The sequence below is a fragment of the Rahnella sp. BIGb0603 genome (assembly GCF_024808755.1).
In the GTDB taxonomy this organism is placed as follows: domain Bacteria; phylum Pseudomonadota; class Gammaproteobacteria; order Enterobacterales; family Enterobacteriaceae; genus Rahnella; species Rahnella contaminans.
In genome coordinates this window covers 350,544-373,823 of record NZ_JANUEX010000004.1, presented here as the reverse complement: position 1 = coordinate 373,823, position 23,280 = coordinate 350,544, and the positions used below count along the sequence as shown (strand labels likewise).

The following is a 23,280-nucleotide window of genomic DNA, read 5'->3' as shown; positions in this document are numbered from 1 at the left end:
GCTGTTGAAATCGAAAAGATCGTCCTCATATACAGTAGCAACCTGAACGAATATGAATTTAAGTGGAGACGTTTTAGATGGGTAAAATTATTGGGATCGACCTGGGCACCACCAACTCTTGTGTAGCTATCATGGATGGCACGACTGCTCGTGTACTGGAGAATGCTGAAGGCGACCGCACCACTCCTTCCATCATCGCTTATGCGGCAGATGGCGAGACTCTGGTAGGTTCTCCGGCTAAACGTCAGGCAGTGACCAACCCGCAGAACACCTTGTTTGCGATCAAACGCCTGATTGGCCGTCGCTTCCAGGATGAAGAAGTACAACGCGACAAAGGCATCATGCCTTACCAGATCGTAGGCTCCGACAACGGCGACGCCTGGATCGACATTAAAGGTCAGAAAATTGCACCTCCGCAGATCTCTGCTGAAGTGTTGAAGAAAATGAAGAAAACTGCTGAAGATTATCTGGGCGAACCGGTAACTGAAGCTGTTATCACCGTACCTGCATACTTCAACGATGCACAGCGTCAGGCAACGAAAGACGCCGGCCGTATCGCAGGTCTGGAAGTCAAACGTATCATCAACGAACCGACCGCAGCGGCACTGGCTTACGGCCTGGATCGTGAAGTCGGTAACCGCACTATCGCGGTATACGACCTCGGTGGTGGTACTTTCGATATCTCAATTATCGAAATCGACGAAGTTGACGGTGAAAAAACCTTCGAAGTTCTGGCAACCAACGGTGATACTCACCTCGGTGGTGAAGACTTCGACAGCCGTCTGATCAACTATCTGGTTGAAGAGTTCAAGAAAGAACAAGGTATGGATCTGCGTAATGATCCGCTGGCAATGCAACGTCTGAAAGAAGCGGCTGAAAAAGCGAAGATTGAACTGTCTTCTGCTCAGCAGACCGACGTTAACCTGCCGTATATCACTGCGGATGCAACCGGTCCAAAACACATGAACATCAAAGTGACCCGTGCAAAACTGGAATCTTTGGTGGAAGACCTGGTTAACCGTTGTATTGAACCACTGAAAGTGGCTCTGAAAGACGCAGGTCTGTCTGTATCTGACGTTCAGGACGTGATCCTGGTCGGTGGTCAGACGCGTATGCCAATGGTTCAGAAGAAAGTTGCTGAATTCTTTGGTAAAGAACCACGTAAAGACGTGAACCCGGACGAAGCTGTGGCAATCGGTGCAGCAGTTCAGGGTGGTGTGCTGGCAGGTGATGTTAAAGACGTTCTGTTACTGGACGTGACTCCGTTGTCTCTGGGTATCGAAACCATGGGCAGCGTGATGACTCCGCTCATCACCAAAAACACCACTATCCCGACAAAACACAGCCAGGTGTTCTCTACTGCGGAAGACAACCAGTCTGCAGTAACCATCCATGTGTTGCAGGGTGAGCGTAAACGTTCAAGTGATAACAAATCTCTGGGTCAGTTCAACCTGGACGGTATTCAGGCAGCGCCACGCGGTCAGGCACAGATCGAAGTGACCTTCGACCTTGACGCCGACGGTATCCTGCATGTGTCTGCGAAAGACAAAAATACCGGCCGTGAGCAGAAGATCACCATCAAGGCATCTTCTGGTCTGACGGAAGAAGAGATCCAGCAAATGGTCAACGATGCTGAAGCGAATGCTGAAGCCGACCGTAAGTTTGAAGAACTGGTTCAGACCCGCAACCAGGCGGACCACCTGATCCACGGAACCCGTAAGCAACTGGAAGAAGCCGGCGACAAACTGCCAGCTGAAGACAAAACTGCGGTTGAAGAAGCCCTGAAAGCACTGGAAGTTTCTGCTAAAGGTGAAGACAAGGCTGATATCGAAGCGAAAATCCAGGCGCTGGTTCAGGTTTCCGGCAAACTGATGGAAATGGCTCAGCAGCAAGGCCAGACCGAAGGCAGCGATGACAGCGCGAAGAAAGATGACGACGTTGTTGATGCTGAATTCGAAGAAGTTAAAGACAAGAAATAATCGCCCTTTAGCGGGCACAGTAAGAGTTCATTACTGAAAACCAGCACGGGCGTCGAGGAAACTCTACGCCCGTGCACGCATGTTGAGGGCAGGAAAAAGCATGGCGAAGCAAGATTATTACGAGCTGTTGGGCGTTTCTAAAACGGCCGATGAGCGCGAAATCAAAAAGGCCTACAAGCGCCTGGCAATGAAGCATCACCCTGACCGTAATCAGGGCGATAAAGAGTCTGAAAGCAAATTTAAAGAAATTAAAGAAGCTTATGAAATTCTGACCGATGCGCAAAAGCGTGCGGCCTATGACCAGTATGGTCATGCAGCCTTTGAACAGGGCGGCATGGGCGGTGGCGGTGGTTACGGCGGCGGCGGTGCAGATTTCAGCGACATCTTTGGTGACGTCTTTGGCGACATCTTTGGCGGCGGTCGCCGTCAGCGTGCCAGCCGGGGTTCAGATCTGCGTTACAACATGGATCTGACTCTGGAAGAGGCCGTTCGTGGTGTCACCAAAGAAATCCGCATCCCGACACTGGATGAATGTGACGTTTGCCACGGCAGCGGCGCGAAAGCGGGTAGTTCACCAACGACCTGTCCAACCTGTCACGGTGCGGGCCAGGTGCAGATGCGTCAGGGCTTCTTTACTGTGCAACAGGCGTGTCCGACCTGTCAGGGGCGCGGTAAAGTTATCAAAGATCCGTGCAACAAATGTCACGGTCATGGCCGCGTAGAACGTTCGAAAACGCTGTCCGTTAAAATTCCTGCAGGTGTAGATACCGGTGACCGTATTCGTCTGGAAGGTGAAGGCGAAGCGGGTGAGCATGGCGCACCGTCAGGCGATCTGTACGTTCAGGTTCAGGTCAAAGCGCACAAAATTTTTGAGCGCGAAGGCAACAACCTGTACTGCGAAGTGCCAATCAACTTTGCGATGGCTGCACTGGGTGGCGAAATTGAGGTTCCTACGCTTGATGGTCGCGTGAGCCTGAAGATCCCAGCCGAAACGCAAACCGGCAAGATGTTCCGTATGCGCGGACGCGGTGTGAAATCCGTACGTGGCGGCGCGCAGGGCGACTTAATGTGCCGTGTTGTAGTCGAAACACCGGTCAGCCTGAGCGAAAAGCAAAAACAATTGCTGCGTGATCTGGAAGAAAGCTTTGGTGGCGTATCGGGCGAAAAAAATAGCCCGCGCTCTAAAAGCTTTCTGGACGGCGTGAAAAAGTTTTTCGATGATCTGACACGTTAACCGGTTCCTGCAAACAGGAACGGTATAGTCCAGACAAATCCCCGGCAGCAATTCGCGCCGGGGATTTTTTTATGGGATTTTTTTAAAAAAACGGTGAAAGCGGCCAATAAATAATTCGTAAAAACCGATGTATACTCCAGAAATAAACGAGTTTTTACGAAGTGAATCACTGCGTACAATTCGCGCATCCCATTGTGGCTTCCCGTTTTTAGCCACGCTTAATTAACAGGAGAGTCAGAATGTCGAATTTAATTCGTCGTTTTTTGCGTATGGAAGCTGCGGGCGGAATTGTGCTCATCATTGCCGCCGTTGTGGCACTGGTTATGGCAAACAGCCCGTTGCAGGGCGCTTATCAGGCGTTTTTAGATATTCCGGTCACGCTGCGCTTCTCTGAATTGCTGATCGACAAACCGCTTTTGCTGTGGATTAACGACGGCCTGATGGCGGTGTTTTTCCTGATGATTGGTCTGGAAGTTAAGCGGGAGATGTGTGAAGGCGCACTGGCCAATCGCGAGCAGGCACTGTTCCCGGCTATCGCCGCGCTGGGCGGTATGATCGTTCCGGCGCTGATTTATCTGCTGTTCAACGGCAATGACGAAATTGCACGTCAGGGCTGGGCAATCCCGGCTGCAACGGATATCGCTTTTGCGCTGGGGGTTATGGCGCTGTTGGGATCACGCGTACCTACCGGGTTGAAAGTTTTCCTGCTGGCGCTGGCCATCATTGATGATCTGGGTGCCATCGTGATCATCGCGCTGTTCTACAGCCACGATATTTCGATGATGGCGCTGGGATTGTCGGCAGTCTGCATCGCCGCGCTGGCCTGCCTTAACTGGCGCGGGGTCACTAAACTGACGCCTTACCTGCTGATTGGTGCAATTTTCTGGGTATGCGTTCTGAAATCAGGCATCCATGCGACATTGGCGGGCGTGGTTCTCGGGTTTCTGATCCCGCTGAATACTAAAAAAAATAAGGCTTCACCGGCACGCCGCCTGGAGCACGGAATTCATCCGTACGTTGCCTGGTTTATTTTGCCCATTTTTGCTTTTGCGAATGCGGGGATTTCTTTGCAGGGCGTGACGGCTTCCGGCGCATTTTCCCTGCTGCCAATGGGGATTGCGGCCGGCTTATTGCTGGGTAAACCGCTGGGCATCATGTTGTTCAGCAGCGTGGCGCTTAAATTGGGCATCACCCGTTTACCGTCAGGGATTTCATTCGGCCAGATTTCAGCCGTTTCCGTGCTGTGCGGCATTGGTTTCACCATGTCGATTTTCATTGGTTCACTGGCTTTCGCCCTGCGGGATCCGGCACTGCTGACTTACGCGAAAATGGGCATACTGATGGGATCAGTGGCTTCGGCACTGCTTGGATATGTGCTGTTGAGCCGTGCTTTGCCAAAGAAAGTTGTTAAACATTGACCGACAGGTTGCGCGCTGAGTCGCGCAACCTGATAGCAATCTCGTGCTTCAGAAAAGGATGAAACCATGCCTCATATTAACTACAACCATTTGTATTATTTTTGGCACGTGTGTAAATCAGGTTCTGTTGTGGGAGCCGCCGAGGCGTTGTATCTCACCCCGCAAACAATCACCGGCCAGATCAAATCACTGGAAGAAAGGCTCGGCGGTAAACTTTTTAAGCGGCAAGGGCGCGGGCTGATACCTTCCGAGCTGGGTCAGCTGGTCTATCGCTATGCGGACAAAATGTTCACCCTGAGTCAGGAAATGCTGGATATCGTGAATTACCGCAAAGAGTCGAGCCTGCTGTTTGATGTAGGCGTTGCGGATGCGTTGTCTAAACGTCTGGTCAGCCGTGTGCTGGAAGCCGCCGTACCAGAAAATGCGCAAATTCATTTACGCTGTTTTGAATCGACACACGAAATGCTGCTCGAACAGCTAAGTTTGCATAAGCTGGATATGATTTTGTCCGATTGTCCGGTGGATTCTACCCAGCAGGAAGGGCTATTTTCAGTCAAACTGGGCGAAAGCCCGATCAGCTTCTTTTGTTGCAAGCCGCTGGATGGCGTAGATTTTCCGGCCTGCCTTGAGCAACGCCCACTGCTTATTCCCGGCCGCCGTTCGATGTTAGGGCGTAAATTGCTGAACTGGTTTACGACACAGGGGCTGAACGTCAATATCCTCGGGGAATTCGATGACGCGGCGCTGATGAAAGCATTCGGAATGAACAACGATGCCATTTTTGTCGCACCGGCTATCTACTCCTCGACGGAGTTTCAGGATGAGAAAATTGAAGAGGTCGGGCGTGTAGAAGGGATCATGGAAGAGTATTACGTGATTTTTGCGGAAAGGATGATCCAGCATCCTTCGGTACAGCGGATTTGTCACACTGACTTTTCGGCGCTATTTACCTGAAAACGGAAACGACTCAAATTTCAGATATAAAAAAACCGGCCTGGGCCGGTTTTTTTATCAAAGCATTTCAGCGTAATGCGATTATTGCATTGCGTTGATTTGCGCAGTCAGGTTTGACTTATGACGCGCTGCTTTGTTTTTGTGGATCAGGCCTTTGCAAGACTGACGGTCCACAATTGGTTGCATTTCGTTAAATGCATTTTGTGCAGCAGTTTTGTCGCCTGCTGCGATAGCCGCGTGTACCTTTTTGATAAAGGTACGCATCATTGAACGACGGCTCGCGTTGTGCTTACGGCGTTTTTCTGACTGTACGGCGCGTTTCTTAGCTGATTTGATATTAGCCAAGGCCAACTCCCAAATATTTTTCTATTGATGAACAATTCAAAGGCCGAGGAATATGCCTTTTCGGTCTTCTTTTGTCAACGGATTTGTGCAAATAAGCGGCGCTTTTAAGCGTAAACTTTAATCGTCGCTTGTTACGTTGTGATGGCGCAGGATTTTAACAGCTTCCGGCATCGGAATACAGTCTTTCGCGAGAAAAATCGACAGGAGAGTGTACAAACTGCCCACTGCGGCCATTAACGCCTTGTTTATGCGAAAAGTCACGCATTCCCTGTATGCAACGAAAGATTTTCATCGCCACTCGTCCATTTGAACCGCAATATCTGCCGTATGCAAGGGAGAATGGTGTGATCCTGTGAATCGCTGGTTAACCTTGGAGGCTGTACAAGGTATAATCCGCCGATTTCCATCTTTATGAGTCAGCATTGGATTTGAGCCAGCTATGGAGCTAATTCGCGGAATACACAATATTCGAGCACGTCATCATGGATGTGTGCTGACTATTGGCAATTTTGATGGTGTACACCGTGGTCATCAGGCCCTGATCAAACAGCTAAAGCTGGAAGGTCAACGTCTGGGGCTGCCGGTGATGGTAATGATTTTTGAGCCACAGCCGCTGGAACTGTTCGCCGGTGATAAAGCACCTGCGCGCCTGACCAGTTTGCGTGACAAAGCCAAGTATCTGGCCGAGTGCGGAGTAGATTATCTGTTATGCGTACGCTTCGAACCCCGGTTCGCAGCGCATATTGCTCAGGAATTTATCTCTAAATTGCTGGTGGAGAAACTGGGCGTCAGATTCCTGACTGTCGGGGATGATTTCCGCTTTGGCGCGCGCCGTCTGGGAGATTTTGAGCTGTTACAGAAAGCCGGTGAAGAATATGGCTTTGAAGTGATCAGCACACAAACCTTCCGCGAAGGCGGCAATCGTATCAGCAGCACTGCAATTCGCGATGCGCTGCGCGATGACGATCTGGCGCTGGCCGAAAATTTACTGGGCCATCCGTTCAGTATCTCCGGCCGCGTTGTTCACGGCGACAAACTGGGGCGTACCATCGGCTTCCCAACGGCCAACGTGCCGCTCAAACGCGTGGTTTCACCCGTGCGCGGTGTTTATGCTGTGGACGTATTAGGCCTCGGGCCTGAGCCTTTGCCGGGCGTAGCCAATATTGGTATACGCCCGACGGTCGGCGGTGTGCGCAAGCAGTTGGAAGTGCACCTTCTCGACACCACATTAGATCTATACGGGCGCCACATTGACGTGGTGCTTCGCGCGAAATTGCGCAACGAACAGCGTTTTTCCTCGCTTGATGCTTTGAAGCAACAAATTGCGAACGATGAGGTGACGGCCCGGGAATTCTTTGGGTTAAAGACACCACGCTAAACATGTACTGACAGGCGTGTAACAAAGCCTGGAATCCAGCCGAAAAACGGAACCGAGAATCTATGAGTGACTACAAGAACACCCTGAATTTGCCGGAAACAGGGTTCCCGATGCGTGGCGATCTGGCCAAGCGTGAACCTGACATGCTGAAAAATTGGTATGACCAGGATCTGTACGGGATTATTCGTGCTGCCAAGAAAGGCAAAAAAACCTTTATTTTGCATGACGGTCCTCCGTATGCGAACGGCAGCATTCATATTGGTCACTCAGTAAACAAAATTCTTAAGGACATGATTATCAAGTCCAAAGGGCTCGCGGGCTTCGATGCGCCGTATGTTCCGGGTTGGGATTGTCATGGTCTGCCGATTGAGCTGAAAGTTGAGCAACTGATCGGCAAGCCGGGTGAGAAAGTGACGGCGGCTGAGTTCCGCGAAGCGTGCCGTAAATATGCCGCAGAACAGGTTGAAGGCCAGAAGAAAGACTTCATCCGTCTGGGCGTGTTGGGCGACTGGGATCACCCATACCTGACCATGGACTTCAAAACTGAAGCCAACATCATCCGTGCGCTGGGCAAAATCATCGGTAACGGTCACCTGCATAAAGGTGCGAAACCTGTTCACTGGTGTACCGATTGCGGCTCTTCACTGGCTGAAGCGGAAGTTGAGTATTACGACAAAACGTCCCCGTCTATCGATGTGATGTTTAACGCCACTGACGCAGCGGCTGTGGCAGCGAAATTCGGTGCGGCTTCCTTTAATGGCCCGATCTCTCTGGTTATCTGGACCACCACGCCGTGGACCATGCCTGCAAACCGCGCAATTTCCCTGAATCCTGAATTCTCTTATCAGCTGGTTCAGGTGGAAGGCCAGTGTCTGATTCTGGCAACCGATCTGGTTGAAAGCGTGATGAAACGCGCCGGTATCGCAGAATGGTCTGTGCTGGGGGAATGCAAAGGTGCAGATCTTGAATTGCTGCGCTTCAAACACCCGTTCCTGGGCTTCGATGTTCCGGCTATTTTGGGCGATCACGTTACGCTCGACGCAGGTACGGGTGCTGTTCATACCGCACCGGGCCACGGTCCTGATGACTTTGTTATCGGCCAGAAATACGGTCTGGAAGTGGCTAACCCGGTTGGCCCGAATGGTTGTTACCTGCCGGGAACTTACCCGACGCTGGACGGCAAGTTTGTCTTTAAAGCCAATGATTTGATCGTCGAACTGCTGCGTGAAAAAGGCGCATTGCTGCACGTTGAGAAAATCACGCACAGCTACCCATGCTGCTGGCGTCACAAAACGCCAATCATCTTCCGCGCCACGCCGCAATGGTTCATCAGCATGGATCAGAAAGGCCTGCGTCAGCAGTCACTGGAAGAGATCAAAGGCGTTCAGTGGATCCCGGACTGGGGTCAGGCGCGTATCGAAAACATGGTCGCTAACCGTCCTGACTGGTGTATCTCCCGTCAGCGTACCTGGGGCGTACCGATGTCTCTGTTTGTTCACAAAGACACTGAGCAACTGCATCCGCGCAGCCTTGAGCTGATGGAAGAAGTCGCAAAACGCGTTGAAGTTGACGGTATTCAGGCGTGGTGGGATCTGAACCCTGAAGATATTTTGGGTGCAGACGCCGCCGATTACGTCAAAGTGCCGGATACGCTGGACGTGTGGTTCGACTCCGGTTCTACGCATTCTTCTGTTGTGGATGTGCGTCCTGAGTTCAACGGCCATTCCCCGGATCTGTATCTGGAAGGCTCCGACCAGCATCGCGGCTGGTTCATGTCTTCACTGATGATTTCGACAGCCATGAAAGGCAAAGCGCCTTACAAACAAGTTCTGACGCACGGTTTCACCGTGGATGGTCAGGGTCGCAAAATGTCCAAATCCATCGGTAACACCATCGCGCCTCAGGACGTGATGAACAAACTGGGTGGCGACATCCTGCGTCTGTGGGTCGCGTCAACGGATTACACCGGTGAAATCGCCGTGTCCGACGAAATCCTCAAACGTGCCGCGGATTCTTACCGCCGTATCCGTAACACCGCGCGCTTCCTGCTGGCGAACCTTAACGGTTTCGATCCGGCGCTGCACAGCGTAGCTCCGGAAGACATGGTCGTTCTGGATCGCTGGGCCGTTGGCCGCGCAAAAGCTGCACAAGAAGAGATCATTGCCGCATATGAAGCCTATGATTTCCACGGTGTGGTTCAGCGTCTGATGCAGTTCTGTTCCATCGAGATGGGTTCTTTCTATCTGGATATCATCAAAGATCGCCAGTACACCGCCAAAAGCGACAGCGTTGCACGTCGCAGCTGCCAGACCGCGCTGTATTACATCAGCGAAGCACTGGTTCGCTGGATGGCGCCGATCATGTCCTTCACAGCGGATGAAATCTGGGCTGAATTGCCGGGCCAGCGTGAGAAATTCGTCTTTACCGAAGAATGGTATGACGGTCTGTTTGGCCTGACCGGTAACGAATCCATGAACGATGCGTTCTGGGATGAGCTGCTGAAAGTTCGTGGCGAAGTGAACAAAGTGATTGAACAGGCGCGTGCCGATAAACGTCTGGGCGGTTCTCTGGAAGCGGCGGTCACGCTGTATGCCGATGACGCTCTGGCGGCCGATCTGCGCTCACTGGGCAATGAACTGCGCTTCGTGCTGCTGACCTCCGGCGCTAAAGTGGCTGCGCTGTCAGAAGCTGACGAATCCGCTCAGCCAAGTGAATTGCTCAAAGGCCTGAAAATTGGTCTGGCAAAAGCAGAAGGCGACAAGTGCCCGCGCTGCTGGCATTACACCACTGACGTCGGCCAGAACGCGGAACACAGCGAACTCTGTGGCCGCTGTGTGACCAACATTGCCGGCGACGGCGAAGAGCGTAAGTTTGCATAATGAGTAAATCGATCTGTTCCACCGGACTCCGCTGGCTCTGGCTGGCGGTCGTGGTCATCATCGTGGATCTGGGCAGTAAGTTCCTCATCATGGGGAACTTCCAGCTTGGCGAATCCATGCCGCTGATCCCGTATTTAAACCTGTTCTATGCGCAAAACCACGGGGCAGCGTTTAGCTTCCTGGCAGATAAAGGCGGCTGGCAGCGCTGGTTCTTTGCTGTGATTGCACTGGCAATCGTCGTGGCGCTGGTGGTACTGATGTACCGCGGTACCGCGAAGCAAAAACTCAATAACATCGCGTTTGCGATGATTATCGGCGGGGCGTTAGGTAATTTGTTCGACCGCCTGTATCACGGTTTCGTGGTCGACTTTATCGACTTCTATGTCGGCAACTGGCATTTCGCGACGTTCAATCTGGCTGACAGCTTTATTTGCGTCGGTGCAGCGCTGGTCGTGCTGGAAGGTTTTCTGGCAAAACCTAAAGAAGCGGAAAAGAGCAAAGGATAAGTATGATGTCTCAACAGGTGAAACATGACAGCGCCGTGCTGGTGCATTTTACGTTGAAACTGGAAGACGGTTCGACGGCAGAATCAACCCGCGCTAATGGGAAACCCGCGCTGTTTCGCCTTGGCGATGGCAGCTTGTCTGACGCGCTGGAGAATCAGCTGTTAGGCCTGACGGTGGGCGATAAACGCGCCTTTACCCTTGCACCTGAATCGGCGTTTGGCGGCAAAAGCCCCGACCTGGTTCAGTTCTTTTCGCGCCGTGATTTCCAGGAAACAGGCGTGCCGGATGTCGGCACGATTATGCTGTTTTCCGGGCGTGACGGCAGCGAAATGCCTGGCGTGGTGCGTGAGGTGACGGAAGATTCTATCACTGTAGATTTCAACCATCCGCTGGCGGGCCAGCATATCGATTTCGATATTGAAGTGCTGGAAGTCGATCCGCAACTGGAGGAGAAGCATGCAGATATTGCTGGCTAATCCGCGAGGATTTTGTGCGGGCGTTGACCGTGCAATCAGCATCGTAGAACGCGCGCTGGAAATTTACGGCGCGCCGATTTACGTTCGTCATGAAGTCGTACACAACCGCTATGTGGTTGACAGTCTGCGTCAGCGTGGGGCGATTTTTATCGAGCAAATCAGCGAAGTGCCCGATGGCTCGATTCTGATTTTCTCCGCGCACGGTGTGTCTCAGGCCGTCCGTGCTGAAGCGAAAGCGCGTGACCTGACCATGCTGTTTGACGCCACTTGTCCCCTCGTGACTAAAGTCCATATGGAAGTCGCGCGTGCCAGCCGTAAGGGTACGGAAGCGATTCTGATTGGTCATGCCGGTCACCCGGAAGTGGAAGGCACAATGGGCCAGTACAGCAACCCGAACGGGGGAATGTATCTGGTCGAGGCGCCGGAAGATGTCTATAAATTGCAGGTGAAAGACGAAAATAACCTGTGTTTTATGACACAAACTACGCTTTCTGTTGATGATACGTCTGCGGTGATTGATGCGCTGCGCGAGCGTTTCCCAAAGATTATCGGGCCGCGTAAAGACGATATTTGCTATGCGACAACTAACCGTCAGGAAGCCGTGCGTACGCTGGCTGATGGCGCGGATGTCGTGCTGGTGGTCGGGTCGAAGAACTCTTCCAACTCCAACCGTCTGGCGGAACTGGCACAGCGCGTCGGTGTGCCTTCCTATCTGATCGACTCTGCGGCAGATATTCAGGAAAGCTGGCTCAAAAATGCGAAAAGCATTGGCGTGACAGCTGGCGCTTCGGCACCGGATATTTTGGTACAGGACGTGATCAGCAAGCTGAAAGCATTTGGTGGCCTCGATGTGATTAATATCGAAGGGCGTGAAGAAAATATTGTCTTCGAAGTGCCGAAAGAGTTGCGTGTTGATGTGCGTCAGATCGACTGATGAAACGCATAAAATTAAAAAACCGGCTCACGTGGCCGGTTTTTTTACGTCTTTTTTGACACCCGTTACGGGTTTTCGAGTCTGAAAAGGTTCTGCGGCGCGCCAACGGTCGCTGTTTTAGCGTGCAGCAGCGCTCCTTCCAGCGCGTGCGGGGCATTAAGGTTTTTACGCGCCGACGTGATAAATATCTCGGTCATATCCGGGCCACCAAAAGTGCAGCAACTAGGCTGCGTGACGGGCACGGGCAGGGTGTCCAGCGTCAGCAGTTCGCCCTGATTGATCTGCTGGCGCAGCAGGCATTTTGAGCCCCAGCAGGCAGTGATGAGCCAACCGTTTTGCGTCAGCGCCGAGCCGTCGGGGATTTTATCGCCGGAGGAGAAACAGGAAATTTTCAGAGGATTGATGCGGCGGGCGTTAGCGGAATAAAAGCGGTTTTTCCGGCTGTCTGCAAACCAGACTTTGCCTTCATACCAGACCAGCGTATTGGTCGTCCCCACGTTATCGAGCATGGTTTCAGGCTTTTCATCCCCGGCCTCAAAGCGGTACCACGCGCCGGTCATCTTTTCTTCTTCAATATCCATCGTGCCAAACCAAAGTGAGCCATCAGGTGCGACAGCGGCTTCGTTGGGGCGCGTTCCTTCCGCGCCGGGATAATCGCAGAGTTTCTGCCGGGTTTGAGATTCGTAATCGTAGAGGTGAACGCCGTCCTGAGAAATCAGCAAAAAGACGTTACGCTTTTGCGTTAACAATACGCCGCTGGTCAGGGAGGGGAGTTCGTGAATTTCAGTCTGTCCGGAAGCTGGCCAGTAACGTAATACGCGCTGAGCCAGGATATCGACCCACAATAATGACTGGGTGCGCTGGCACCAGACGGGAGTTTCACCCAATTCGGCTCGATAGTCGCCTACGGCAGTTATGTCGGACCGGAAAAATGCTGACATCGCAAAGCTCTCCTGCTGGCTGCAAAGTGGATATAGCGAAAAACTGTCTGTATTCAGTCTAGTCTGGCTTTGCCCGCAGGGATTAAGAATGGTGTAAAAAGAAAGGGCCAACCCGTCAATAAGACGTAAAGCTGGCCCCTGAAGTTCAATCGTTAAGGCTTAGAAGTCGTATCTCAGACGGATCAGGTTCATGTCGCCGAGGTTATCGGTAGAAGACGTGAACACATGTTCGTAATCAACACGGAAGCCGTAATCGAGCTGGAAGGACACACCCAGACCGTTATCGATACGCTGATAATTGCGGCCAGTCACATAGGTCAGACGGTCACCCATGAAGTATGGCTGAATGGTTTTCACAGCGAACTGGTTGATTGGGAAAGCGTAACCCAGGAAGTATTCCAGACCGTATGCATCGCCTGCGAAGAAGTGATCTTCGGTTTTCAGGCCGGTGGTCAGGAAGTCATGGTAATAACCGCCACCGAAGGACGCTGTCCAGTTGCCTGGTTTCCAGCTCAGAGCGGTACCAACGATGCTCTGATTGTAGTCTTTGGAGGTGTTGTTATTTGGATTTTTCATTTCTGCGTCGGTGTAGTTGTACGCAGTACCCCATGTCAGTTCTTTGGTGATGTGGTAATCCACACCCACAGAACCGCCGCCATTACGTTTATAACGCAGGCTGTTTTTACCGGTCAGCAGATCGTTATCTGAGAACAGGTAAGAGGCATACACATCAGCATCGCCGAAGGTATTTTTGTATTTAAGCATCTTACGTGAACGGTAAGAACCGTCGTAGTCGCCGTTAACACCGTTGCCTGGTGCCTGAGCGAGCATGTCGTAGTCCCAGATATCGGTTTTCGCACCAACAACATCATAATAAACGCTGTTTTGCTGGCCGAAAGTCAGCTGACCGTAGGTTTTGCTTTTCAGACCGGTGTACAGCATACGACGGGTGGTGTTATGCGCGCCGGCAGCGTAGTGATTATCCCAGCCAGTCAGCGCAGGAATATTCACACCCAGCTCGTAATAGTTAATCCAGCTGATGTCATCAAACAGATAGTAGTCAGTGGAGAAACGGAAACGAGTACCGCCGTCAAAACCGTTGGTTTTATAGTTTTTGACGCCGTTCTGGAACTGGAACTGTGGACGAATACTGCCGCCAACCTGGAATTGCAGACGGCTCAGCGGATCGTTAGGCTGTGGGTCTTGTTTAATCAGGGTGATTTCTGCGTGTGAAGCAAAGGAAGCCAGACCGAACAACAGGCCAGCGGTCGCCACTTGCGTGACTTTGTTTAGTTTGAATTTCATGTTATGTCCCTGCGCCAATATACTTACCCGGAAGAACCGGTATGTGAACTGGCGATGTATTTTTATTATTTCCCCTTACCGGTAACTGTCTGGTCAGGGTGAAGACGCGCCTCATGGATCCAGGCTACTTATTTTAGCGATCCTAAAATCAAATTTAGGAGGTTAAAATTAGGTGGCTATTTATTATCACAATCATTGATTTTATCAATATTATTTCACCACATATAATAAAAATTTAATGTTTCAGATCTAAGAAATAGCGTGTTTGTTCTTTTATTTGTCTTACGTGGCGGGGAGATACAGTGGTGATTATTGCTAACGTGGACTATTCCTGCGGCGCAAGAATGCTGTAATAAAGAGGGAAGTTCATTGAGTTCTCATGAAAGCCGGATAAGGTGCGACATTAGGTGCAGAACTGATGTCAGACGTTTATGCACTAAAGTGAATGATTATGCGAAGTACCCGGATGAAGAATTTTAAGGCGCATTTCTCAATCAGTTCCGCTTTTACGAACCGTTTAACACAAAATCTTAGATTGCGTAACCTGAAAACAGATGGCTTTTACTGATGTTAACGGACCTATATCATAATTTTCTAATTATGAGGCAATTTCTCTGGCTCCTGGATCGCAGGGTCGATAACCTGATTCTGTTTCACGGCAGAACGACTATAAGAAGAGAGTAGTAATTATGAGTAACGCTGATATTCGCATGGCTATCGTTGGCGCAGGCGGTCGTATGGGCCGGCAACTGATTCAGGCCGTCACTGATACTGACGGCGTGGTATTGGGCGCGGCGCTGGAACGTCCGGGTTCTTCCCTGGTCGGAGCCGATGCGGGCGAACTGGCGGGAACCGGTACATCCGGTATCCGGGTGAATGATGACCTCGATGCGGTGGCGAATGACTTCGATATTCTGATCGACTTCACCCGCCCGGAAGGCACGCTGGCGCACCTGGCTTTTTGCCAGAAACACCATAAAGGTATGATTATTGGCACTACGGGCTTCGATGACGCCGGTAAGGCCGCAATTAAACAGGCTTCAGAGAGCATTCCTGTGGTTTTTGCCGCTAACTTTAGCGTGGGCGTCAACGTCGTGCTCAAGTTACTGGAAAAAGCCGCAAAGGTAATGGGCGATTATACGGATATCGAAATTGTGGAAGCGCATCACCGCCACAAAGTGGATGCGCCTTCCGGCACCGCGCTGGCGATGGGCGAGGCGATTGCTGATGCGCTGGGCCGTGATCTGAAAGACTGCGCAGTGTATGCCCGCGAAGGACATACCGGCGAACGTGTTCCGAAAAGCATTGGTTTTGCGACCATCCGCGCCGGGGATATTGTCGGTGAACACACCGCGATGTTTGCAGATATCGGTGAGCGCGTAGAGATTACGCACAAGGCTTCCAGCCGCATGACATTCGCAAATGGCGCAGTTCGTGCAGGAAAGTGGCTTTCCTCGCATAAAAATGGCATTTACGACATGCGGGATGTGCTTGGGTTAGATGATTTATAGAATTTGATTTAGATGTGATGTGGTTGTTTTGGTCATAATGTTTTGATAAAAGGGCAGTTCCTTGATTGCCCTTCTCTTTTTTATTCTAAAATATCGATTTTGACTGTGATTTCCTTCCTGATTGCCATTTCTATAAATATTCATGCTTAATGCCCCTCCTGGTGTATGCTTTTTAAACAATGCAACTCCTCCGGTTTGTAATAATCTCGTTTACATCACCCTTTTCCAGACATCCCCTTCCGCAAACGGTTACTATACTGACTTGAGCTATGTTTTTATGGCAGTGACAGAGGCTTTTCGCTGAGTTGTGCAAAAAACAAAGAAATATTGGTGCTTTTAGTAGACAAACCCCATCGCCCTCTCTAAAATGCCGCCGTTTGCCAAAAATTGGCTTTGGGAGCGATTTTTGCATTGATTTAGATCTCGTTATCTGAATTAATATGCAAATATTGTGATTTATTATTCTTGGAGGATGCTTTGATAAAGTCAGCGCTATTGGTTCTGGAAGACGGAACCCAATTCCACGGTCGGGCCATCGGGGCAGAAGGGTCGGCAGTGGGGGAAGTGGTCTTCAATACGTCGATGACCGGTTATCAAGAAATCCTCACTGATCCTTCCTATTCCCGCCAAATTGTCACTCTCACTTATCCCCATATCGGTAATGTCGGCACCAATGCCGCTGATGAAGAATCCTCCGCAGTACACGCTCAAGGTCTGGTCATTCGCGATTTACCTCTGATTGCCAGCAACTACCGCAGTGAAGAAAACCTCTCTGATTACCTTAAGCGCCATAACATCGTGGCCATCGCCGATATTGATACCCGTAAACTGACCCGCCTGCTTCGTGAAAAAGGTGCGCAAAATGGCTGCATCATCGCGGGCGATTCACCGGATGCTCAGCTGGCGCTGCAAAAAGCCAAAGCATTCCCGGGGCTGAAAGGCATGGATCTGGCAAAAGAAGTCACCACCGCGGAATCCTACAGCTGGCAGCAAGGCAGCTGGACGCTCGAAGGTGAGTTGCCTGAAGCCAGGAAAAATGAAGAATTACCGTTCCACGTTGTGGCCTATGACTACGGCGCGAAACGCAATATCCTGCGTATGCTGGTAGATCGCGGTTGCCGCCTGACGGTGGTTCCGGCGCAAACTCCGGCGGCCGACGTGCTGAAACTCAATCCGGACGGCATCTTCCTGTCCAACGGCCCGGGTGACCCGGAGCCTTGCGATTACGCCATCGCCGCGATTAAAGCTTTCCTCGAAACCGACATTCCGGTGTTCGGCATCTGCCTCGGTCATCAGTTACTGGCGCTGGCCAGCGGCGCGAAAACGCTGAAGATGAAACTTGGCCACCACGGCGGTAACCACCCGGTTAAAGATATCGATAACAACGTAGTGATGATTACGGCGCAGAACCACGGCTTTGCGGTAGATGAAAATAATCTGCCTGCGAACCTGCGCGTGACGCACAAATCGCTGTTTGACCACACCGTTCAGGGCATTCACCGCACCGATAAAGCGGCGTTCAGTTTCCAGGGACACCCGGAAGCCAGCCCGGGCCCGCACGATGCAGCGCCATTGTTCGATCATTTCATCGAACTGATTAACGCTTACCGCGCTTCTCATAACAACAACGCCACTCTTATAAGCAAATAAATCAGGAGCGAATAAAAAATGCCAAAACGTACAGACATAAAAAGCATCCTGATTCTGGGCGCAGGCCCGATTGTTATCGGCCAGGCGTGTGAGTTTGACTATTCCGGCGCACAGGCGTGTAAAGCGCTGCGTGAAGAGGGTTACCGCGTCATTCTGGTGAACTCCAACCCGGCAACGATTATGACTGACCCGGAAATGGCTGATGCGACGTACATCGAGCCGATTCACTGGGAAGTTGTGCGCAAGATTATTGAGAAAGAACGTCCGGACGCCGTGCTGCCAACCATGGGCGGCCAGACTGCACTGAACTGTGCTCTGGAACTGGAACGTCAGGGCGTGCTGGCAGAATTCGGCGTGACCATGATTGGCGCGACCGCAGACGCCATTGATAAAGCCGAAGACCGTCGCCGTTTCGATATTGCGATGAAGAAAATCGGCCTTGATACCGCTCGTTCAGGCATTGCGCATACCATGGAAGAAGCGCTGGTGATCGCGGCTGACGTCGGTTTCCCGTGCATCATTCGTCCTTCATTCACCATGGGCGGCACCGGTGGCGGTATCGCTTACAACCGTGAAGAATTTGAAGAGATTTGCGAACGCGGTCTGGATCTTTCCCCAACCAAAGAGCTGCTGATTGATGAGTCGCTGATTGGCTGGAAAGAGTACGAGATGGAAGTGGTGCGTGATAAAAACGACAACTGCATCATCGTTTGCTCAATCGAAAACTTCGATGCGATGGGCATCCACACCGGTGACTCCATCACCGTGGCACCCGCGCAGACCCTGACCGACAAAGAATACCAAATCATGCGTAACGCCTCGATGGCGGTACTGCGTGAAATCGGCGTAGAAACCGGCGGTTCCAACGTCCAGTTCTCGGTGAACCCGAAAAATGGCCGTCTGATTGTTATCGAGATGAACCCGCGCGTATCCCGTTCTTCCGCGCTGGCCTCTAAAGCGACCGGTTTCCCGATCGCCAAAGTGGCGGCGAAACTGGCGGTGGGTTACACCCTCGATGAACTGATGAACGACATCACCGGCGGCAAAACGCCTGCGTCGTTTGAACCGTCCATTGACTACGTTGTGACGAAAATCCCACGCTTCAACTTTGAGAAATTTGCCGGTGCAAACGACCGTCTGACCACGCAGATGAAATCCGTTGGCGAAGTGATGGCGATTGGCCGCACCCAGCAGGAATCGCTGCAAAAAGCCCTTCGCGGTCTGGAAGTGGGCGCAAGCGGCTTCGACCCGAAAGTGAGCCTGGACGACCCGGAAGCGCTGACGAAAATCCGCCGCGAGCTGAAAGAAGCGGGCGCGGAGCGTATCTGGTACATCGCTGACGCCTTCCGCGCCGGGATGTCCGTTGCCGGTATCTTCAACCTGACCAATGTCGACCGCTGGTTCCTGGTGCAAATTGAAGAGCTGGTGAAACTGGAAAATGAAGTCGCCGAAGGCGGTTTTAACATACTGACGCCGGAATACCTGCGCATGCTTAAACGCAAAGGCTTTGCTGACCTGCGCCTGGCTAAACTGGTGGGTGTATCCGAAAGCGAAGTGCGCAAACTGCGCCACAAATACAATCTGCACCCCGTTTACAAACGTGTGGATACCTGTGCGGCTGAATTCTCAACTGACACGGCGTACATGTACTCCACGTACGAAGAAGAGTGCGAATCCAACCCGACTAACGACAAACCAAAAATCATGGTGCTGGGCGGCGGTCCGAACCGTATCGGTCAGGGCATTGAGTTCGACTACTGCTGCGTACACGCCTCACTGGCGCTGCGTGAAGACGGTTACGAAACCATCATGGTCAACTGTAACCCTGAAACAGTTTCTACCGACTACGACACTTCTGACCGTCTGTACTTCGAATCTGTCACGCTGGAAGACGTGCTGGAAATCGTGCGCATCGAGCAGCCGAAAGGTGTCATCGTGCAGTACGGTGGCCAGACTCCGCTGAAACTGGCGCGGGAACTTGAAGCCGCTGGCGTACCGATTATCGGCACCAGCCCGGACGCCATTGACCGCGCCGAAGACCGCGAACGTTTCCAGCAGGCGGTTAACCGTCTGGGCCTGAAACAACCGGCTAACGCCACGGTAGCGACCATCGAACAGGCTGTCGAAAAAGCAGCAGGCATCGGTTATCCGCTGGTGGTTCGTCCTTCGTATGTTCTGGGCGGCCGCGCAATGGAAATCGTGTACGACGAAATCGACCTGCGCCGTTACTTCCAGAATGCGGTCAGCGTGTCCAACGATGCGCCGGTATTGCTCGACCGCTTCCTGGATGATGCTGTTGAAGTGGACGTCGATGCAATCTGCGACGGCGAGCGCGTGCTGATTGGCGGCATCATGGAGCACATTGAGCAGGCTGGCGTTCACTCCGGTGACTCCGCATGTTCTCTGCCGTGTTACACGCTGAGCCAGGAAATTCAGGACGTGATGCGTCAGCAGGTCGAGAAACTGGCCTTCGAGCTGAGCGTTCGCGGCCTGATGAACGTCCAGTTCGCGGTGAAAAACAACGAAGTCTACCTGATTGAAGTTAACCCGCGCGCCGCACGTACTGTCCCGTTCGTGTCTAAAGCGACCGGTGTGGCGCTGGCGAAAGTGGCCGCCCGCGTCATGGCAGGCCAGACGCTGGCGCAGCAAGGCGTGACCGAAGAAGTCATCCCGCCTTACTACTCCGTCAAGGAAGTGGTGTTGCCGTTCAACAAATTCCCTGGCGTTGACCCGATTCTCGGGCCGGAAATGCGTTCTACCGGTGAAGTCATGGGCGTTGGCCGCACCTTCGCAGAAGCGTTCGCGAAAGCGCAGCTGGGCAGCAACTCCGGCATGAAGAAAGCCGGTCGCGCATTGTTGTCTGTGCGTGAAGGCGACAAAGGCCGCGTGGTGGATTTGGCCGCGAAACTGCTTAAACGCGGTTTCGAGCTGGATGCGACACACGGTACGGCGGTGGTGTTGGGTGAAGCCGGGATTAACCCGCGCCTGGTCAACAAGGTGCATGAAGGCCGTCCGCATATTCAGGACCGTATCAAGAACGGTGAATATGTGTACATCGTCAACACCACGGCGGGCCGTCAGGCGATTGAAGACTCCAAGCTTATCCGCCGCAGTGCACTGCAATACAAAGTGCATTACGACACCACGCTGAACGGCGGTTTCGCCACGGCGATGGCGCTGTCTTCTGACCCGACTGAGCAGGTGATTTCAGTGCAGGAAATGCACGCGAAAATCAAAGGCTGATGGCATAATTGCCAGATGAAAGGCGCGGCGAAAGCTGCGCCTTTTTCATTTTATGCATCCGGTTTTCCCCCGAATGCCGAAAGTTGCGTATGCTGAAGTAAATAAAATAAGACAAGAGACCTGCATGATTCTAATAATTTACGCCCACCCTTATCCGCGCCATTCGCGGGCCAACCAGGGACTGCTCTCGGCGGTCAGTGATTTACCCAACGTTGAAGTGCGTTCGCTGTATGATCTATACCCCGATTTTAATATCGATATCGCCGCAGAACAGCAAGCCGTTGAACGCGCTGATCTGGTGGTATTCCAGCATCCGATCCAGTGGTACAGCCTGCCGCCGCTGATGAAATTGTGGATCGACAAAGTGCTTGAGCACGGCTGGGCATACGGTCACGAAGGCAATGCGCTGAACGGCAAACATTGTCTGTGGGCAGTGACGACCGGCGGTAACGAACATCATTTTGAACTGGGTGATCATCCTGATTTCGATGTGCTGGCCCAGCCTTTACAGGCGACGGCCATTTATTGCGGTATGCACTGGCTGCCGTATTTTGCGGTCCATAACACCTTCATTTGCGACGAAGTGGCGCTGAAAGCGGCGGGCGAAGAATATCGTCGTCGCCTGACGGCCTGCCTGAGCCTGAAAGAAGGCTGCCCGCCGGAGGTGAATCATGGATAATCATAACCTGATGATTGAGGGGCTGATTTATCTTGGCTCCGCGGCACTGTTTGTACCTATTGCTGTCCGCCTCGGGCTCGGCTCTGTGCTCGGCTATCTGATCGCAGGCTGCATTATCGGGCCGTGGGGATTGAAACTGGTTTCTGATGCCGAGTCGATTCTGACCTTTGCGGAAATCGGCGTGGTGCTGATGCTGTTTGTCATCGGGCTGGAACTGGATCCTAAACGGTTGTGGACCATGCGCGCCTCAGTTTTTGGCGGCGGCAGTATTCAGATGGTCGGCTGTGGCGTGGTACTCAGCGCGTTCTGTTATTTCCTCGGCCTTGACTGGAAAATTGCCTTGTTAATTGGCATGACGCTGGCGCTGTCTTCCACCGCGATTGCCATGCAGGCGATGAGCGAACGCAGTCTGACGCCGTCACCGCTAGGCCGCAGTGCGTTTGCTGTGCTGTTATTCCAGGATATTGCGGCAATCCCGCTGGTGGCGATGATCCCGCTTCTTGCCAGCACCGGCGAAGCCACAACGCTTCTGAGCTTTGGTCTGTCGGCGGCAAAAGTGGCCGGTGCGCTGGTGTTGGTGGTGCTGCTTGGGCGTTACGTTACGCGGCCTTTGCTGCATTTTGTTGCCCGTTCCGGCATGCGCGAAGTGTTCAGCGCCGTGGCACTTTTCCTGGTGTTCGGTTTCGGCATTCTGCTGGAGATGGCTGGCATGTCGATGGCGATGGGCGCGTTTCTGGCGGGCGTTTTGCTGGCGAGTTCGGAATACCGTCATGCGCTGGAAAGCGATATCCAGCCGTTCAAAGGTTTGCTCCTCGGCCTGTTCTTTATCGGCGTCGGAATGTCTATCGACTTCGGCACGCTGGTGCATCAGCCATTGCTGATCGCCACCTTGCTGGTAGGCTTTATGGCGCTCAAGGCGGCGCTGTTGTGGCTGATTGCGCCGTGGCTGAGTGTACCGAAAAAACAACGTGGCCTTTTTGCGATCTTAATCGGGCAGGGTAGTGAATTCGCTTTCGTGATTTTCAGTGCTGCAAAAATGGCCGGCGTGATGCCTGACGAATGGTCGAAAGCGCTGACGCTCGCCGTTGCGCTTTCAATGGCCGTAACGCCGCTGCTGCTGGTAATTGCAAACCGCATGGAGCGCAATGCGCCGAAAGATGACCGTCCGCAGGACACCATTGATGACGAAAATGCGCAGGTCATTATCGCCGGATTCGGTCGTTTTGGTCAGATTGCCGGTCGTTTGCTGCTGGCCAACAATGTTCATACAGTCGTTCTGGACCACGATCCGGATCATATCGAAACGTTGCGGAAATTCGGCACCAAAGTGTTTTACGGTGATGCGACCCGCGTGGATTTACTCGAATCCGCAGGCGCGGCGCAGGCTAAGGTGCTGATTAATGCCATCGATGACGTTGAAGCCAACCTGCAACTGACGGCGCTGGCGAAAGAGCATTTCCCGAACCTGAAGGTGATTGCGCGTGCCCGCGATGTTGACCATTGGTATCAGCTGCGTCAGTTGGGCGTGGAAGCACCGGAGCGTGAATTGTTCGAAGGCTCACTGCGCGTAGGGCGTGATGTGCTGGAAGAACTCGGTCTGGATGCGTATGAAGCGCGGGAAAAGGCTGATTTGTTCCGTCGCTATAACCTGAAAATGCTCGAAGCCACTATCGAGAATTACGAAGATACTGAATTCCGTATCGCCAGTATGCAACGTGCAAAGGACATGCTGACCGCGGCTATCGAGCAGGATCAGGAGCGTTTGTCATCGGTTCAGTCTGGCTGGCGCGGGAGTATTGATGGAAAAGCGCCGGAAAAGGATGTGATTGAAGCGAAAGGATAAACTCT

Annotated in this window: 17 protein-coding genes; 14 read left to right on the top strand and 3 right to left on the bottom strand. The window is 52.4% G+C overall.

Translation table 11 applies throughout. The annotated features are described in order from the left end of the window. Positions 1-77 precede the first annotated feature (77 nt). From dnaK to nhaR, 4 genes are all read left to right on the top strand, one after another. Positions 78-1,979, top strand: coding sequence for a molecular chaperone DnaK (dnaK, locus tag M2403_RS13055; RefSeq protein WP_152325180.1), 1,902 nt, complete (start codon positions 78-80; stop codon positions 1,977-1,979). Between the two features lie 100 nt (positions 1,980-2,079). Next, on the top strand, positions 2,080-3,213 hold the full coding sequence (gene dnaJ, locus M2403_RS13050; protein ID WP_165058956.1) for a molecular chaperone DnaJ: 1,134 nt from the start codon (positions 2,080-2,082) through the stop codon (positions 3,211-3,213). A gap of 239 nt (positions 3,214-3,452) precedes the next feature. Then, on the top strand, positions 3,453-4,631 hold the full coding sequence (gene nhaA, locus M2403_RS13045) for a Na+/H+ antiporter NhaA (protein WP_259229445.1): 1,179 nt from the start codon (positions 3,453-3,455) through the stop codon (positions 4,629-4,631). 66 nt (positions 4,632-4,697) lie between these two features. After that, positions 4,698-5,585: a transcriptional activator NhaR gene (gene nhaR, locus M2403_RS13040; protein ID WP_152325177.1), complete on the top strand. Its 888-nt coding sequence runs from the start codon at positions 4,698-4,700 to the stop codon at positions 5,583-5,585. Positions 5,586-5,666: 81 nt separating this feature from the next. Here the strand turns inward: nhaR and rpsT are convergent, their stop codons facing one another. Next, positions 5,667-5,930: a 30S ribosomal protein S20 gene (gene rpsT, locus M2403_RS13035; RefSeq protein WP_104923385.1), complete on the bottom strand. Its 264-nt coding sequence runs from the start codon at positions 5,928-5,930 to the stop codon at positions 5,667-5,669. A 439-nt stretch (positions 5,931-6,369) separates the two neighbouring features. Here rpsT and ribF point away from each other — a divergent pair, with 439 nt between their 5' ends. From ribF to ispH, 5 genes are all read left to right on the top strand, one after another. After that, on the top strand, positions 6,370-7,308 hold the full coding sequence (ribF, locus tag M2403_RS13030) for a bifunctional riboflavin kinase/FAD synthetase (RefSeq protein ID WP_165058962.1): 939 nt from the start codon (positions 6,370-6,372) through the stop codon (positions 7,306-7,308). A 62-nt stretch (positions 7,309-7,370) separates the two neighbouring features. Continuing rightward, positions 7,371-10,187: an isoleucine--tRNA ligase gene (ileS, locus tag M2403_RS13025; protein WP_152325175.1), complete on the top strand. Its 2,817-nt coding sequence runs from the start codon at positions 7,371-7,373 to the stop codon at positions 10,185-10,187. Continuing rightward, complete coding sequence (gene lspA / locus M2403_RS13020) at positions 10,187-10,693, top strand: signal peptidase II (RefSeq protein ID WP_101075118.1); 507 nt, start codon at positions 10,187-10,189, stop codon at positions 10,691-10,693. Before ileS ends, lspA begins: the two co-directional genes overlap by 1 nt. Positions 10,694-10,698: 5 nt before the next feature. Then, positions 10,699-11,169 carry an FKBP-type peptidyl-prolyl cis-trans isomerase gene (gene fkpB / locus M2403_RS13015; protein WP_152325364.1) on the top strand — a complete coding sequence of 157 codons (471 nt, stop codon included), beginning with the start codon at positions 10,699-10,701 and terminating at the stop codon, positions 11,167-11,169. Then, complete coding sequence (ispH, locus tag M2403_RS13010) at positions 11,150-12,103, top strand: 4-hydroxy-3-methylbut-2-enyl diphosphate reductase (RefSeq protein ID WP_152325174.1); 954 nt, start codon at positions 11,150-11,152, stop codon at positions 12,101-12,103. Before fkpB ends, ispH begins: the two co-directional genes overlap by 20 nt. A 65-nt stretch (positions 12,104-12,168) precedes the next feature. Here ispH and M2403_RS13005 read toward each other — a convergent pair whose 3' ends face one another. After that, a complete protein-coding gene (locus M2403_RS13005) occupies positions 12,169-13,044 on the bottom strand; it encodes an SMP-30/gluconolactonase/LRE family protein (protein WP_208950026.1) in 876 nt (291 codons plus the stop codon). 159 nt (positions 13,045-13,203) lie between these two features. Further along, complete coding sequence (locus M2403_RS13000) at positions 13,204-14,349, bottom strand: porin (protein ID WP_152325172.1); 1,146 nt, start codon at positions 14,347-14,349, stop codon at positions 13,204-13,206. Between the two features lie 689 nt (positions 14,350-15,038). Between M2403_RS13000 and dapB the strand changes: the two genes are divergently transcribed. The 5 genes from dapB (at position 15,039) to kefC (ending at position 23,275) form a co-directional block, all read left to right on the top strand. Next, positions 15,039-15,860: a 4-hydroxy-tetrahydrodipicolinate reductase gene (gene dapB, locus M2403_RS12995; protein WP_259229443.1), complete on the top strand. Its 822-nt coding sequence runs from the start codon at positions 15,039-15,041 to the stop codon at positions 15,858-15,860. Between the two features lie 477 nt (positions 15,861-16,337). Beyond that, positions 16,338-17,510 (top strand): glutamine-hydrolyzing carbamoyl-phosphate synthase small subunit, encoded by a 1,173-nt coding sequence (gene carA, locus M2403_RS12990; RefSeq protein ID WP_165058968.1) that lies wholly within the window; start codon positions 16,338-16,340, stop codon positions 17,508-17,510. A gap of 18 nt (positions 17,511-17,528) precedes the next feature. Continuing rightward, entirely contained in the window at positions 17,529-20,753 is a 3,225-nt protein-coding gene (gene carB, locus M2403_RS12985) for a carbamoyl-phosphate synthase large subunit (protein ID WP_259229440.1), read from the top strand. Between the two features lie 124 nt (positions 20,754-20,877). Further along, positions 20,878-21,432 (top strand): glutathione-regulated potassium-efflux system oxidoreductase KefF, encoded by a 555-nt coding sequence (gene kefF, locus M2403_RS12980; protein WP_152325168.1) that lies wholly within the window; start codon positions 20,878-20,880, stop codon positions 21,430-21,432. Beyond that, complete coding sequence (gene kefC, locus M2403_RS12975; protein WP_165058970.1) at positions 21,425-23,275, top strand: glutathione-regulated potassium-efflux system protein KefC; 1,851 nt, start codon at positions 21,425-21,427, stop codon at positions 23,273-23,275. The genes kefF and kefC overlap by 8 nt, the downstream gene beginning before the upstream one ends. The last annotated feature ends 5 nt before the right edge of the window (positions 23,276-23,280 follow it).

Coding starts and splice junctions, on each gene's coding strand:
- nhaR (WP_152325177.1), top strand. CDS start 4,698: ATGCCTCATATTAACTACAACCATTTGTATTATTTTTGGCACGTGTGT.
- dapB (WP_259229443.1), top strand. CDS start 15,039: ATGAGTAACGCTGATATTCGCATGGCTATCGTTGGCGCAGGCGGTCGT.
- ribF (WP_165058962.1), top strand. CDS start 6,370: ATGGAGCTAATTCGCGGAATACACAATATTCGAGCACGTCATCATGGA.
- carB (WP_259229440.1), top strand. CDS start 17,529: ATGCCAAAACGTACAGACATAAAAAGCATCCTGATTCTGGGCGCAGGC.
- fkpB (WP_152325364.1), top strand. CDS start 10,699: ATGTCTCAACAGGTGAAACATGACAGCGCCGTGCTGGTGCATTTTACG.
- ispH (WP_152325174.1), top strand. CDS start 11,150: ATGCAGATATTGCTGGCTAATCCGCGAGGATTTTGTGCGGGCGTTGAC.
- ileS (WP_152325175.1), top strand. CDS start 7,371: ATGAGTGACTACAAGAACACCCTGAATTTGCCGGAAACAGGGTTCCCG.
- dnaK (WP_152325180.1), top strand. CDS start 78: ATGGGTAAAATTATTGGGATCGACCTGGGCACCACCAACTCTTGTGTA.
- M2403_RS13005 (WP_208950026.1), bottom strand. CDS start 13,044: ATGTCAGCATTTTTCCGGTCCGACATAACTGCCGTAGGCGACTATCGA.
- lspA (WP_101075118.1), top strand. CDS start 10,187: ATGAGTAAATCGATCTGTTCCACCGGACTCCGCTGGCTCTGGCTGGCG.
- M2403_RS13000 (WP_152325172.1), bottom strand. CDS start 14,349: ATGAAATTCAAACTAAACAAAGTCACGCAAGTGGCGACCGCTGGCCTG.
- nhaA (WP_259229445.1), top strand. CDS start 3,453: ATGTCGAATTTAATTCGTCGTTTTTTGCGTATGGAAGCTGCGGGCGGA.
- dnaJ (WP_165058956.1), top strand. CDS start 2,080: ATGGCGAAGCAAGATTATTACGAGCTGTTGGGCGTTTCTAAAACGGCC.
- kefC (WP_165058970.1), top strand. CDS start 21,425: ATGGATAATCATAACCTGATGATTGAGGGGCTGATTTATCTTGGCTCC.
- kefF (WP_152325168.1), top strand. CDS start 20,878: ATGATTCTAATAATTTACGCCCACCCTTATCCGCGCCATTCGCGGGCC.